12 protein-coding genes are annotated in these 14,354 nt (G+C 50.0%); 8 read left to right on the forward strand and 4 right to left on the reverse strand.

Annotated features, from left to right (window positions below; translation table 11 throughout):
- Positions 1 to 27 precede the first annotated feature (27 nt).
- On the reverse strand, positions 28 to 909 hold the full coding sequence (locus tag PQQ36_RS19205; RefSeq protein WP_060532905.1) for an acyltransferase: 882 nt from the start codon (positions 907 to 909) through the stop codon (positions 28 to 30).
- A gap of 142 nt (positions 910 to 1,051) precedes the next feature.
- Between PQQ36_RS19205 and PQQ36_RS19210 the strand changes: the two genes are divergently transcribed.
- Positions 1,052 to 2,026 (forward strand): DUF2860 domain-containing protein, encoded by a 975-nt coding sequence (locus PQQ36_RS19210; protein ID WP_225470935.1) that lies wholly within the window; start codon positions 1,052 to 1,054, stop codon positions 2,024 to 2,026.
- Between the two features lie 38 nt (positions 2,027 to 2,064).
- Here PQQ36_RS19210 and PQQ36_RS19215 read toward each other — a convergent pair whose 3' ends face one another.
- On the reverse strand, positions 2,065 to 3,588 hold the full coding sequence (locus PQQ36_RS19215) for a YifB family Mg chelatase-like AAA ATPase (protein WP_273662235.1): 1,524 nt from the start codon (positions 3,586 to 3,588) through the stop codon (positions 2,065 to 2,067).
- 469 nt (positions 3,589 to 4,057) lie between these two features.
- Here PQQ36_RS19215 and ilvG point away from each other — a divergent pair, with 469 nt between their 5' ends.
- The 5 genes from ilvG to ilvA are packed head-to-tail and all read left to right on the forward strand — an operon-like array spanning position 4,058 to position 10,337.
- Positions 4,058 to 5,704, forward strand: coding sequence for an acetolactate synthase 2 catalytic subunit (gene ilvG, locus PQQ36_RS19220; protein ID WP_011151435.1), 1,647 nt, complete (start codon positions 4,058 to 4,060; stop codon positions 5,702 to 5,704).
- An 11-nt stretch (positions 5,705 to 5,715) separates the two neighbouring features.
- Positions 5,716 to 6,000 (forward strand): acetolactate synthase 2 small subunit, encoded by a 285-nt coding sequence (gene ilvM / locus PQQ36_RS19225; RefSeq protein ID WP_011079065.1) that lies wholly within the window; start codon positions 5,716 to 5,718, stop codon positions 5,998 to 6,000.
- An 11-nt stretch (positions 6,001 to 6,011) separates the two neighbouring features.
- Positions 6,012 to 6,950, forward strand: coding sequence for a branched-chain-amino-acid transaminase (gene ilvE, locus PQQ36_RS19230; protein WP_011151436.1), 939 nt, complete (start codon positions 6,012 to 6,014; stop codon positions 6,948 to 6,950).
- A gap of 12 nt (positions 6,951 to 6,962) precedes the next feature.
- Positions 6,963 to 8,804, forward strand: coding sequence for a dihydroxy-acid dehydratase (gene ilvD, locus PQQ36_RS19235; RefSeq protein ID WP_011151437.1), 1,842 nt, complete (start codon positions 6,963 to 6,965; stop codon positions 8,802 to 8,804).
- A 3-nt stretch (positions 8,805 to 8,807) separates the two neighbouring features.
- Positions 8,808 to 10,337, forward strand: coding sequence for a threonine ammonia-lyase, biosynthetic (gene ilvA / locus PQQ36_RS19240; protein ID WP_011151438.1), 1,530 nt, complete (start codon positions 8,808 to 8,810; stop codon positions 10,335 to 10,337).
- Positions 10,338 to 10,356: 19 nt separating this feature from the next.
- Here the strand turns inward: ilvA and punR are convergent, their stop codons facing one another.
- Complete coding sequence (gene punR, locus PQQ36_RS19245) at positions 10,357 to 11,277, reverse strand: DNA-binding transcriptional activator PunR (protein WP_130268264.1); 921 nt, start codon at positions 11,275 to 11,277, stop codon at positions 10,357 to 10,359.
- A gap of 151 nt (positions 11,278 to 11,428) precedes the next feature.
- On the opposite strand from punR, the gene punC reads away from it, so the two are divergent.
- The gene (gene punC / locus PQQ36_RS19250) at positions 11,429 to 12,634 is read left to right on the forward strand and encodes a purine nucleoside transporter PunC (RefSeq protein WP_045598820.1); all 1,206 of its coding nucleotides are present in this window, start codon (positions 11,429 to 11,431) and stop codon (positions 12,632 to 12,634) included.
- Positions 12,635 to 12,702: 68 nt separating this feature from the next.
- Here the strand turns inward: punC and PQQ36_RS19255 are convergent, their stop codons facing one another.
- The gene (locus tag PQQ36_RS19255) at positions 12,703 to 13,479 is read right to left on the reverse strand and encodes a transporter substrate-binding domain-containing protein (protein ID WP_011079059.1); all 777 of its coding nucleotides are present in this window, start codon (positions 13,477 to 13,479) and stop codon (positions 12,703 to 12,705) included.
- 107 nt (positions 13,480 to 13,586) lie between these two features.
- Here PQQ36_RS19255 and PQQ36_RS19260 point away from each other — a divergent pair, with 107 nt between their 5' ends.
- Positions 13,587 to 14,327 carry an amino acid ABC transporter permease gene (locus PQQ36_RS19260; protein ID WP_011151441.1) on the forward strand — a complete coding sequence of 247 codons (741 nt, stop codon included), beginning with the start codon at positions 13,587 to 13,589 and terminating at the stop codon, positions 14,325 to 14,327.
- The last annotated feature ends 27 nt before the right edge of the window (positions 14,328 to 14,354 follow it).

A 14,354-nucleotide genomic window follows, 5' to 3' on the forward strand; every position in this document is an offset into this window, starting at 1 on the left:
ACAGGGAGCCGTTGTGCTCCCTGATGTTTATCCTTTGTGGATCTCTTTCAACAACTGATCTTTTTCTTGCCAAACATCTCCTAACCAGAGCTGAAATTGGCGTTTATACGGCTTATCGTTGAAGTAATCCCCTTTCACCTGCTCATCCACCGGCAACAAACGAATCTTTACAACCACTTTGCGCATCCGACCCATTAACATATCTTGGAAAGGTTTATCGGTATTTTGCGGGTAGGCTAACGTCACATCGATAATATGATCAAACTGCTCACCCATCGCCGCGAGTGTATAAGCAATACCACCGGATTTCGGCTGCAGCAAATAATCATACCCCGCATTACTTTTTTTACGCTTTTCAGTCGTAAAGCGAGTGCCTTCCACATAGTTGACTACGGTGGTGGGCGTATGGCGAAACTTCTCACAAGAACGACGTGTCGTTGCCAAATCCTGTCCGCGCTTTTCTGGGTGACGGATCAAGTATTCCCGGGAGTAACGGCGCATAAACGGCATGTCCAATGCCCAACAGGCCATACCAATAAAGGGCACGTACAGCAGTTGTTGCTTGAGAAAGAACTTGGGCATGGGAATGCGATCCTTAAACACGCAACACAACACCACAATATCAGTCCAGCTAAGATGATTACTGATCATCAGATACCATCCCTCTTTTTTCAGCCCTTCGCCGCCTTCGATATCCCATTCTATGCGGTTAAACAGAGCGAGAATCACCGCGTTTATCGTCGCCCACAACCACATCATTTTGTTGGCCGCATCGGTTGCTTTCGCTTTCAGCCCTTGAGTCGGCAAGACCAGTTTGACGATCGCAATCAAGCAGATCGTCATCGAGCACATTGCAGAATTAAGAATGACCAAAAAAACGTTAATAAAAAGTAACAGATATGCCAACATAGTGATGTTCGAAAACTCTTATATTCGATGAAGAAAAAAACAGCGTGTAATTATACTGCTCCCGGCCCAGTTTGGAATCTTTGTCAAAATGGTCAGATTAGTTTGTGACCGAAACTGTGGCAAACCACCCTCGTCAGGATGAATGGCTCAAGGATCTGCAATGAAAAACCGAATCTTAATCACCACCGCACTGATATTCAGTCATATGGCGCAAGCAGGACTGAGTGACACCGCAGGGTTTAGTGGGGAAATCTCACTACTGACTGGCTATGGCGCCTCTCAGTCACACTTTAATACGGAAACGGATGCAACCATCAGCAACTACTCAAGCAGCGCCAGCCACGAAGGTGCCGCTCTGTTTGCACCATTGGGGAACATCGCTTACACCTTTGGTCAACAGCTCGAACAGCAGTTTTACCTCGGTACCGCAAGAGAGGACATCGCTGTTGGTACCCTGGCTTTTGAGTTAGGTTATCAATACCAATTGAGCTCTGGCGTGGTGATTGATTTTTCATTGTTGCCAACCGTGATGTCAGGAGAAACTTGGCAAGATCCTTATCTGCTCAACCAAAAACGCACGGTCACCGATGAAAGTGGTATTGCGTACCGACTGCAGTTTCACAACCTCTGGGGTGGCAATGTTAACCTCGACACCGCATATGGCACCAAAGAACTGGATAAAGACACCATCACCGATCCAAGCCTCAAACGTGATGGAGAGAGTTATTACGCCAAACTGGATTACCGCTACCGACTCAAACCCACCAGCTTTGTTCAGCCAGCTGTGGTTTACTTAAAGCATCAAGCAGATGGCAAAGCGGCCTCTTATGATTCACTCGGGGCTGAAGTGAGTTGGTTTAATCTGTTTGCTAAACACCTCTTAGTGCTGACCGCGGGTTATAAAGTGCAAGATTATCAAGCCGCCAGTCAACTGTTTAGCAAAACGCGTGAAGACCAGCAGCTCAGCCTATTTCTTGCTTATGAGTATGCCCAACTTTTCTCTTCCCCCGATTGGTCTTTCGTTGCTCTGGCTGGGTACAACCAAACCGACTCCAATATCGAGTTTTACGAGCAGAGTGATTACTTACTTTCGGTCGGCGTAAACTACAAGTTTTAACTCATCACCAAGGCGGTTTAATCTAGGGTTTACCACGATTAAACCGCTTGCAGAGTGAGCTGTTTGAGCAAGCGATCCATCGCCCGATAACCGAGTGCTTCGGCTAAATGCGCACGCGTGATCTGAGGTACGCCTTCTAAATCGGTAATGGTTCGCGCCACTTTGATGATGCGGTGATACGCACGAATCGATAACCCCAAACGATGCAACGCTGTTTCAAGAAACTCGGCATCCTGCTTACTTAGTGGACAAAACGCTTCGATTTCTCGGCTGCCTAATAGGGCATTCACCTTACCATTGCGATGCTGCATTCGCTCTCTCGCCTGCGCCACTCGCGCCTTCACCACCACCGTTGGTTCACCTCGGTCCCCCCCTTCCGCCAATGTGCCTTTGGGTAATGCGGGGATCTCGAGTGACATATCAAAACGATCCAAAAGTGGACCCGATAAACGGCCTAAATAACGCAAAATCGCCTGAGGATTGGCGCGAGCTTGGTTCCCTTCGTAATAGCCCGTGGGGCTCGGATTCAGCGCTCCGACCAACTGAAAGCGAGCAGGAAAACGGGTTTTACCCTGCGCTCGTGAAATGATGATTTCCCCTGACTCTAGCGGTTCACGCATTGAGTCGAGCACTTTGCGCTCAAATTCCGGCATCTCGTCCAAAAACAGTAAGCCGTTGTGTGCGAGTGAGATTTCTCCGGGACGCGGAATGGTTCCACCGCCCACCAGCGCCGCCATAGAACTCGAGTGATGCGGCGCGCGAAATGGCCGCTGCTTCCAATTGTGCTCGTTGATATCGCTTTGTGTTAAAGAAGCCACCGCTGCCGTTTCCATCGCCTCTTCCTCACTCATTTCAGGCAACAGATCTCGCAAACGTGACGCCAGCATGGTTTTACCCGTCCCTGGAGGCCCCAAAAACAATAAATTGTGATTGCCCGCAGCGGCAATCTCCAACGCGCGCTTTCCTTGTTGCTGACCAATGATGTCTTGTAAATCTCGACTGTGTGATGAGGGCTGCAATGCTTGCTTGGTTTGATGTAATGACAGGGCTTGCTGGCCACATAAATGGGCACAAACTTCAATCAGCGAGCACGCCGACTTATGCATGTTCTTACCCACCAAGGCGGCTTGATCCCCATTCGCATGAGGTACCACCAAACTGCGGGAGACCCCTTTGGCGGCAAGAGCGGCTGGCAAAACCCCTTTCACTGCTCGTAGCTCACCACTTAAGGCCAACTCACCGACAAATTCATGTTGTTGGAGAAACTGAACGGAGATCTGCTCAGAAGCGGCCAAAATGCCAAGTGCGATCGGCAAGTCAAAACGTCCCCCTTCTTTGGGCAGATCGGCAGGTGCCAAGTTGACGGTGATCCGCTTGGCAGGAAATTGGAAGTTACTGTTGACGATCGCACTGCGTACGCGATCTTTTGACTCCTTCACTGTGGTTTCCGGCAACCCCACTAAGGTAAATCCCGGTAAACCGTTACTGATGTGCACTTCCACGCTCACTGAAGGCGCTTCTACGCCCACACTGGCGCGGCTATGAATAATCGCCAACCCCATCACTGCCTCTTCAATTTTAGTTGTTCTATAAATACAAGTTTTTTTATACAGAACTGTTATATAGCGTGAAGCGATGAGGCTTAAATGTGAAAAAAGAATGACTTTTTGCTTGTCACGAAACAGTTTTGTGTGTTACCACTAGTGACGCAAACAATTTCGTAGAACATTACACAACATTTTAACGACAGACAGATGAACTTTGCCGCTCAAATTAACTCTCTGATTAACCTGATTATCGTGGTCCTCATTAGCACCGCGCGGGGGAGAGTGGGCGCAAAATAACCACTAGATTTACAAACCCCCGCACTGAAAAGTTCGGGGGTTTTTTTTCAGCCATGGGTTGGCGAAGTTCTAAACTGATTGAATCACTTTTAGACAGTTCAGAAATGACGGGAAGTATGGGAGCGCACGCTATGTGCAAGATGTATGGAAACGGCTACAACCAAAAAAGTAGCCAAGGAGGCCAACGATGACAGGAGCAGAGTTAGTCGTTGCCGCATTAAAACAGCAAGGCATCAAAACCGTATTTGGTTACCCTGGTGGTGCCATCATGCCAATCTACGATGCCTTGTATGACGGTGGTGTTGAACACATTTTGTGTCGTCATGAACAAGGGGCTGCGATGGCAGCGATTGGGATGGCGCGAGCCACGCAGGATGTTGCGGTGTGTATGGCCACATCAGGTCCCGGAGCCACCAACCTTGTCACCGGTTTAGCCGATGCCTTTCTTGATTCAGTGCCGTTAGTTGCCATCACCGGTCAGGTTGCCAGTTCTCATATCGGCACCGATGCATTCCAAGAAATGGATGTGATTGGTATGTCGCTATCGTGTACTAAACACAGTTACTTAGTGACCGACATCAACGAGCTGGCCCCAACCTTGGCAGAAGCCTTTGAAGTAGCCAAAACCGGACGACCGGGCCCAGTGATTGTCGATATCGCCAAAGACGTCCAGCTTGCAAAAGCGCCTGTTGAATTGCTTCCTCCTTTTACGCCTCCAGCATTACCTCAAGTCAGTCAAGTTGATGTGGCTCGAGCCCAAGCGCTTCTCGATCAATCCACCCGCCCGGTGTTATACGTCGGTGGTGGTGTGCAACTGGCTAAAGCGACCCACACGGTACGCGAATTTTTACGCCTCAACCCAATGCCAGCCGTCAGCACCTTAAAAGGGTTAGGCACCATCGAACGTCACGACCCTCACTATTTGGGTATGCTCGGCATGCATGGCACCAAAGCGGCCAACCTCGTGGTGCAAGAAGCGGATCTTTTGCTGGTGGTGGGTGCACGTTTTGATGACCGTGTGACGGGCAAATTAGAAACCTTCGCCCCTCACGCCAAAGTGATCCACATTGATATCGACGCGGCAGAAATCAATAAACTGCGTCATGCCAACGCTCCGTTACGCGGCGATATCAATGTCATCCTGCCTCAGTTAGAACTGACTCGTGATATTTCTCCTTGGGTTCATCACTGTGAAAGCTTACGCAGCGGCTTTAAGTGGCGTTACGACCACCCAGGAGAGCTCATCTATGCGCCGGGGCTGCTCAAGCAACTTTCCGATCTGATGCCAGACAACACCATCGTCTCCACCGACGTAGGCCAACACCAGATGTGGGCAGCGCAGCACATTCAGCCACGCGAGCCACAAAATTTCATTACCTCAGCGGGCCTTGGCACCATGGGTTTTGGCTTGCCAGCGGCGATGGGCGCAGCGGTAGCAAGGCCGGACGCACAATCGGTGCTGATCTCTGGTGATGGCTCAATCATGATGAACATCCAAGAATTAGGCACGCTGAAGCGCCGCCAAATCCCAGTCAAAATCGTGTTGTTGAACAACCAACGTCTTGGCATGGTGCGTCAGTGGCAATCACTGTTCTTCGATGGTCGTCACAGTGAAACCATCCTTGATGACAACCCTGATTTCGTCATGCTGGCGAAAGCCTTCGATATTCCGGGCAAAACCATTACCAAGAAAGAAGAAGTGGAACCGGCACTCAAAGAGATGCTCGCAAGCAAAACGTCTTACTTGCTACATGTGTTGATTGATGAAGAAGAAAATGTGTGGCCACTGGTACCGCCAGGTGCGTCAAACAGTGATATGTTGGAAAACACCTAGGAGAGCCACTGATGGAACGTTATTTATTAGACATCAAAGCCGATGACAAACCCGTGCTGTTAGAGCGTGTTCTCCGTGTGATTCGCCACCGCGGCTTTGTCATCAAACAAGTTGCTGCGACGCAAAACCATGAGAGCAAGGTCGCCAGTGTCGAAATCATCGTAGACAGCGATCGCCCTATCTCATTTCTCACCAATCAAATTGAAAAATTATGGGATATTCGTAGTGTTGAGGTGATGAAGATTCGTAACGACGAACTCCCCAACAACAATCTACAACAACACGTAAGTGCATAAGGAAGGCAATAATGGCAACGAAAACAGCAGATTATATCTGGTTTAATGGCAAAATGGTTCCCTGGGCAGAAGCGAATGTACACGTTCTGACTCACGCCATGCACTACGGCACCTCGGTATTTGAAGGGGTTCGCTGTTACAACACGCCAAAAGGGCCGATTGTCTTCCGTCACCAAGAACATGCGCAGCGTCTGAAAGATTCTGCCAAAATTTACCGCTTCCCAATCCCCTATTCAGTGGAAGAGATCATGGAAGCGACTCGCGAAACTCTGCGTCAAAACAAGCTGGATAACGCCTACATTCGCCCACTGGCGTTTGTTGGCAACGTAGGCTTGGGCGTTTGTCCTCCCACAGATACCGAAATGGATCTGATCATTGCCGCCTTCCCTTGGGGCTCTTACTTAGGGGAAGAGGCGTTGGAAAATGGCGTTGATGCCATGGTATCCAGCTGGAACCGCGCTGCGCCAAACACGATTCCAACCGCAGCGAAAGCAGGCGGTAACTACCTCTCTTCTCTACTGGTTGGTGGTGAAGCGCGTCGACATGGCTATGCCGAAGGGATTGCATTAAGTGTTGATGGTTACCTTTCAGAAGGTGCCGGTGAAAACATTTTCGTGATCAAAAATGGCGTCATCACAACCCCACCAGCGACAGCTGCAATTCTCCCTGGCATCACTCGTGACTCAATCATGACGCTGGCGCGAGAGATGGGTTATGAAGTCCGTGAAGCCAACATCGCACGTGAAGCCCTCTACTTGGCAGACGAAGTGTTTATGACGGGTACTGCCGCAGAAGTGGTTCCGGTACGTAGTGTCGATCAAATTCAAGTGGGCGCAGGCAAACGCGGCCCAATCACCAAAGCCGTGCAAGAAGCGTACTTTGGTTTATTCAATGGCACCACCGAAGATAAGTGGGGCTGGTTAGATTACGTGTACCCAGAGAAGAAGTAGGGAGACAACAGAATGCCTAAATACAGATCAGCCACCACCACTCATGGTCGCAATATGGCCGGTGCGCGCGCACTATGGCGTGCTACGGGCGTAAAAGATGAAGACTTCGGCAAACCGATTATTGCCGTGGTCAACTCCTTTACCCAGTTCGTACCGGGCCACGTGCACCTGAAAGACCTTGGTCAATTGGTGGCGAGAGAAATTGAAGCAGCAGGCGGTATTGCCAAAGAATTCAACACCATCGCGGTGGATGATGGTATCGCCATGGGCCACGGAGGCATGCTTTATTCACTGCCTTCTCGTGAATTGATTGCCGACTCGGTGGAGTACATGGTCAACGCGCACTGTGCCGATGCCATGGTGTGTATCTCCAACTGTGACAAAATCACCCCGGGAATGCTGATGGCGTCAATGCGCCTTAATATCCCGGTGATCTTTGTCTCGGGTGGACCAATGGAAGCGGGCAAAACCAAGCTTTCGGATCAGATCATCAAGCTGGATCTGGTCGATGCCATGATCCAAGGTGCGGATCCTAAAGTCTCGGATGAGCAGAGCGAACAGATCGAGCGCAGTGCTTGCCCTACCTGTGGATCCTGCTCAGGCATGTTCACCGCCAACTCGATGAACTGCCTCACCGAAGCGCTTGGCCTTTCTCAGCCAGGTAACGGCTCTCTGCTCGCAACGCATGCCGATCGTAAACAACTGTTTATCAGTGCAGGCCAACGTATCGTCGAACTGACCAAGCGTTACTACGAACAAGATGATGAAAGCGCACTGCCACGCAACATTGCGACCAAAGCCGCGTTTGAAAACGCCATGGCGCTAGACATCGCCATGGGCGGTTCAACCAACACCGTTTTACACCTCTTAGCTGCAGCGCAAGAAGGTGAGGTGGATTTTGACATGACAGACATCGATCGCATGTCACGCATGGTGCCTCACCTATGTAAAGTGGCGCCATCAACCCAGAAATACCACATGGAAGATGTGCACCGCGCGGGTGGTGTAGTCGGTATTTTGGGCGAACTTAACCGAGCTGGCCTACTGCACAATCAATCGAAAACGGTGCTTGGCCTCACTTGGGAAGAACAGCTTGCCCAATACGACATCATGCTGACCGATTCGGAAGAAGTGAAACGCTTCTACCGCGCAGGCCCTGCGGGTATTCGAACCACTCAAGCATTCTCGCAAGATTGCCGCTGGGACACCTTAGACGACGATCGTGCCCAAGGCTGTATTCGCACCAAAGAAAACGCCTTTAGCCAAGATGGTGGCCTCGCTGTCCTCAAAGGCAATATTGCGCTGGATGGCTGTATCGTTAAGACGGCGGGTGTGGATGAAAGCATTCTAAAATTCACGGGCCCTGCAGTGGTTTTTGAAAGCCAAGAAGACGCGGTGGAAGGTATCTTGGGGGGCAAAGTCAAAGCGGGAGATGTGGTGGTAATTCGCTACGAAGGTCCGAAAGGCGGCCCAGGCATGCAAGAGATGCTCTACCCTACCACGTATTTGAAATCGATGGGTCTAGGCAAAGCGTGTGCGCTACTGACTGACGGACGTTTCTCTGGCGGCACGTCTGGCCTTTCTATCGGCCACGCCTCACCAGAAGCGGCAAACGGTGGCGCGATCGGTTTGGTCAAACAGGGCGACTTAATTGCCATCGACATTCCAAACCGCACGATTTCTCTGCAAGTTTCCGAGCAAGAAATGGCAGAGCGCCGAGCAGAACAAGACGCACTTGGCTGGAAACCCGTCTCTCGCCAACGCGAAGTGTCGTTCGCGCTGAAAGCCTACGCCAGCATGGCAACCAGTGCCGACAAAGGCGCGGTACGAGACAAGTCAAAGCTTGAGGGCTAAGCAATGTCATTAACCCAACAAACTGGCGCAGACTATCTGCGCCAGATATTGCGCGCTCCTGTGTATGAAGTGGCGACCGTCACCCCCTTGCAAGAGATGCCGCGTTTATCGGCACGTATTGGCAACAATGTGCAGATCAAACGTGAAGACCGCCAGCCAGTGCATTCGTTTAAATTGCGTGGTGCTTACAATATGGTGGCCAATCTGTCTCAAGCGCAGAAGGACGCGGGGGTGATTGCCGCTTCTGCGGGCAACCATGCGCAAGGTATGGCTCTGTCAGGCACACGCCTTGGCATTGAAACCACCATCGTGATGCCTCGCACGACGCCAGATATCAAAGTCGACGCAGTGCGCGGCTTTGGTGGCAAAGTCGTCTTGCACGGCAGCAACTTCGATGAAGCCAAAGCAGAGGCCGAACGCCTTTCTCAAGAGAAAGGCTACACCTTTGTTCCTCCTTTCGATCATCCTTTAGTGATTGCAGGGCAAGGCACCATCGGCATGGAAATGCTGCAGCAAAACGGCCATCTCGACCACATTTTCGTCCCTGTTGGGGGCGGTGGCTTAGCCGCTGGTGTGGCGGTGTTGGTGAAACAGCTGATGCCAGAGATCAAAGTCATTGCGGTGGAACCTGAAGATTCTGCCTGCCTTAAGGCGGCATTGGATGCTGGTGAGCCTGTGGTGCTGGATCAAGTCAGTATGTTTGCTGATGGTGTGGCGGTAAAACGCATTGGCGATGAAACTTTCCGTCTATGCCAGCACTACATTGACGATCACGTCACCGTCTCCAGTGATGAAATCTGCGCGGCGGTCAAAGATATTTTCGAAGACACCCGTGCGATTGCTGAGCCTTCCGGAGCACTGGCGCTGGCGGGGCTGAAAAAGTATGCCGAGAAACACAAACTCAAAGGACACAACTTGGGTACCGTGCTTTCGGGTGCCAATACCAACTTCCACGGTTTACGTTATGTTTCTGAGCGTTGTGAGCTGGGTGAAAAACGCGAAGGCTTACTTGCGGTGACCATTCCAGAGCGCAAAGGGGCATTTTTTGAGTTCTGCCATTTGATTGGTGGACGTGCGGTAACGGAGTTCAACTACCGTTACAACGACGATTCGCTGGCCAATATTTTTGTCGGCGTTCGCCTGCAAAATGGTCAAGAGGAGTTGGATGGTATCATTCGCGACTTACGCGAAGGTGGCTACCCAGTGGTAGACCTTTCTGAGGATGAAATGGCCAAGCTGCACGTACGCTATATGATTGGCGGTAAACCCTCCAAACCACTCAAAGAGCGCTTATACAGCTTTGAGTTTCCAGAATACCCAGGCGCGCTGCTTAAGTTCCTGAGCACACTGGGCACACACTGGAACATTAGCCTGTTTAACTACCGCAACCATGGGGCCGATTATGGCCGCGTACTGTGTGGTTTTGAGCTTGATGAGAGTGATTTATCCCGCTTTTCGGCGCATTTACGCGAACTTGGCTACCAATGCAAAGATGTCACGGATAACCCATCCTACCGTTTCTTTCTTTCCTAATGCTGTTAAAAACGCCCTGTCAGACAGGGCGTTTTGTTTCGCTCAGCAACCAATCTTGATGCAGTTGATGTGAGTTTCCTAAGTAGTCCACCATCCACTGAATCAACTTGTGGTTGTCATCTTTTCGCCACACCAGACAACATTGACTCAGCGGTTTGTCGTCCGGTAGCACCTTTTCCACCAGCACACCGTCGTTGATCAGTGGCATGGCAATATGACGCGGCATATAACCCACGCCTACGCCATTTTTTAAACACTCGATAGCACTGTACCAATTGGGCAACAACAGACGACGCTGCTGCGGATAATGCCCTGTATGGCGCTTAGGCAACACACTCGAGGTATCATCCAAGCAGATCGCGGGAAACTGACTAACAAACGCTTCTGTCAGCACTTGCTGACGCACGCAAGGATGCGCTGGAGACATAACAAACGCCCAATCCAATCGTCCCATATCGCGCACTTCAAAATCGCCCCCAACAGGAATGGCCGAGGTGGCGCCGATGACGATATCCGCGCGCCCTTGGGCAATCGCCTCCCAAGAACCATTGAACACTTCCATATTGATTTGCAGTTCTGCAAAATCGAATTCGCGATAGAAATCCTCGACCAAAGGCTTGAGTTTGTCGAGCTTGACCACGTTATCCAGCGTCAACTTCAGCGTGGATTGCCAGCCTTGCGCCGCGCGCCGCGTCTGCGATTTTACCTCTTCCATCTGCCTTAGCAGCATTCTCGCTTCGGCGATGAACAGCTCACCAGCTGGGGTCAGTTCTACTTTTCTCGGTAAACGGCGGAACAGCAACACGCCAAGTTCTTGTTCCACCTGACGCACACCATAACTGATGGCCGAGGGCACTTTGTGCAACACCTCAGCGGCGGCACTAAAACTGCCTAAACGAGCGACGGTATCCAACATTTCTAGCGATGGCTTTGAAAACACAGCTTACCTTTCAAAAATTTTGATTGATAACTATGAATTTTAGCGTTTTATTTTCTCAAAAGCGAAAAATAGAATAGCAGGGCATATAAATCAGGGTTGGCGCCAACTGATCACAAAACATTTGTAGTGAAAAAAATTGAATGGAATAACTATGAACATTTCAAAATTACAGCTTGTGTATCTTGCAGCCCTCTCGATGCTCGGCTTTGTCGCAACAGACATGTATCTCCCTGCGTTTAAAGCAATGGAAATCGACTTTATGACCGGACCAGAACAGATCGCGCTCTCTTTAACCGTCTTCTTGGTCGGTATGGCAGTCGGTCAACTGCTTTGGGGTCTTGCCTCTGATAAGTTTGGTCACCGCAATACCTTGGCAGCTGGCCTCGCTCTGTTTACGCTGGCCTCATTGGGTTTGGCGTTCAGTGATCAAGTTTGGCAACTGCTCAGCTTGCGTTTTGTTCAAGCGATCGGGGTGTGCGCGCCAGCCGTGATCTGGCAAGCCATGGTCATCAAACGTTACTCCAGCAGTAGCCAACAAATTTTTGCTACCATTATGCCGCTGGTGGCGCTTTCTCCTGCGCTCGCCCCTCAGTTGGGTGTTGTATTAGCAGATAGCTTTGGTTGGCACAGTATTTTTGTCGCGTTAACGGTACTCGGTTTAGTCTTGGTTGCGGCGACCATGGCACAACCTAGTGTCGCCAATGAGCCAAAGCAAAGCAGTGTAAAATCGGATATCAAACATCTACTCAGCTCAAAAACCTATTTGGGCAACGTGCTGATGTTCGCCACCGCGTCTGCCGCTTTCTTTGCTTACCTGACTGGCATGCCTGAAATCATGGCGCAGCTTGGCTACGATGCCAAAGACATTGGCATGAGCTTTGTGCCGCAAACCATCGCGTTTATGGTCGGCGGATACTTAGGTAAAGTTGGCGTGCGTAAATTTGGTGATGAAAAAGTCCTGCGTCAACTGATTGGTCTGTTTAGCGTCGCCGCGCTGCTGATTTTCATTGCATCACAATGGCAGTTAACGTCTATTTGGCCAATCTTAGCGCCATTCTGTTTGATTGCCGTAGCAAATGGTGCCCTTTACCCTATCGTGGTTAACCGCGCACTTGCCAGTGCTAAGCAAAGCCCAGCCACAGCCGCAGGTTTGCAAAACAGCTTACAAATCACCGTCAGCAGCTTATCTAGCGCGCTGGTCGCCGCTCTTGCTAGCCAAGCGCAAGCGGTTACCGGTATTGCGATTGTTCTCTGTATGGGCGGACTTTGGATCGGCTATATCGTCTCCAACAAAGAGTTGTCACAGCACTTCACGACGCCAGACAATGCACGTGTGGTGAGTGATGAAGAGATCTAATCTCTAGCAACACAATAGCCGCATAATAAGTATGCGGCTTTATGTTTTGAGGCGAAGCTAACAGCCAGTTATAACCCTTTTAGTCCCCATTTTTCTGCGGTCTGTTTAAAGAAACCTTGTGTCTTTTTCAGTTCAACCCAATGGTTAACGTAATTAATCCAAACTTGATCATCCTGTGGCAATAGCATGGCGATCGGTGTCGGCTTGCGCGGCTCTTTGACTGGCACAATCGCCAATTGCTGAAATTTCTCCACCAGCGTCGCCGCTTCCACATTTGAGGTCACAGAGACATCCGCTCGTTTGGCCAACAGTTCTTGGAAATCACGGGCGGGAGCTTCAATCACGATGTGCTGTGCGGAAGGGAAAAACTCCTTAACCATTTTTTCTTGTACGGTACCTAGAGTTGCCGCCACTTTTACATCCGCTTTATCAAAATCGCTCCAATCAGAGTACTTACCGAGATCTTTTTTCTGCACCACGGGCACAAACGCAAGATAAAAGTAAGGCTGACTGTAACCTGCCACTTTCGCGCGAGACATACTCAGTGATGCGCTGCCTGTAATGTCATACTTATCCGCGGTGATACCATTAACTAACGTTTTCCAATCCGTCGCCACGTATTCAACTTTGACGCCGAGGTCTTTCGCCAGCTCAGTCGTGACATCGATATCAAAACCACGATAACTGTTATTGGCCGGATCTTTCATCGTCATAGGGTTCCAATCCCCAGTCGTACCGACTCTTAATACCCCGTTGTCGAGAATCTCATTCAAACGACTTTGTGCATTAGCCAGAGTGGACGCAGCAAGCAAACCAAGCCCCAACGCTAACCAAGTTTTTTTCATTTTATTTTCCTTTAACTTATTGTTCCGTAAATAGTTGAGATTTCGCGTTACATCATTGATAACATAGCAGCAACACAACCATTTTTTTAGTTGATATAAGGTGTAGTGTGACCTATCGATATTTATGTTTAATGATGTTACTGCCACTCACTGGCTGTTCTGACTATCAATGGGGCTGGTATGTGCTTGATCCGACGACCGAGCAAGGCCTAACGAACGTGAAGTTTCTTATCGCTGGCTTTGCCGACACCATCAGCGTATCGCTACTCAGTATGCTGTTTGCCATGACTCTGGGCTTAATGGTTGCCCTACCGGCTCTTTCTCCCCGTAAATCCCTACAACGCTTGAACCGGATTTACGTTGAAGTAATACGTGCCATTCCCGTGTTGGTTCTGCTGTTGTGGGTGTATTACGGCCTACCCACATTACTCGATGTTTCACTAGACCATTATTGGGCGGGAATTATTGCACTGACGATCGCGGAAAGTGCATTTATGGCAGAAGTATTTCGCGGTGGCATTCAATCTATCGGTCGTGGCCAACATGAAGCAGCAAAGTCGCTTGGTCTCAACTATTGGCAAAAAATGCGCTTGGTGATTTTGCCGCAAGCATTTCGTCAGATGCTGCCCGCGCTCGGCAACCAATTTGTTTATATTCTCAAGATGAGCTCATTGGTCAGTGTCATTGGTCTAAGTGATTTGACGAGACGTGCCAATGAGTTGGTGGTGAATGAGTACTTACCTCTAGAGATTTATACTTTCTTAGTGCTGGAATATTTGCTGTTGATCTTGATGGTCTCTCAAGCTGTACGTTGGCTAGAAAAGCGCAGTGCCATTCCCAGCCATTAGTTCATCATCATCATAAAAAACGCCGCT

The sequence above is a fragment of the Vibrio sp. CCUG 15886 genome (assembly GCF_028570825.1).
Taxonomy (GTDB): Bacteria; Pseudomonadota; Gammaproteobacteria; order Enterobacterales; family Vibrionaceae; genus Vibrio; species Vibrio vulnificus_B.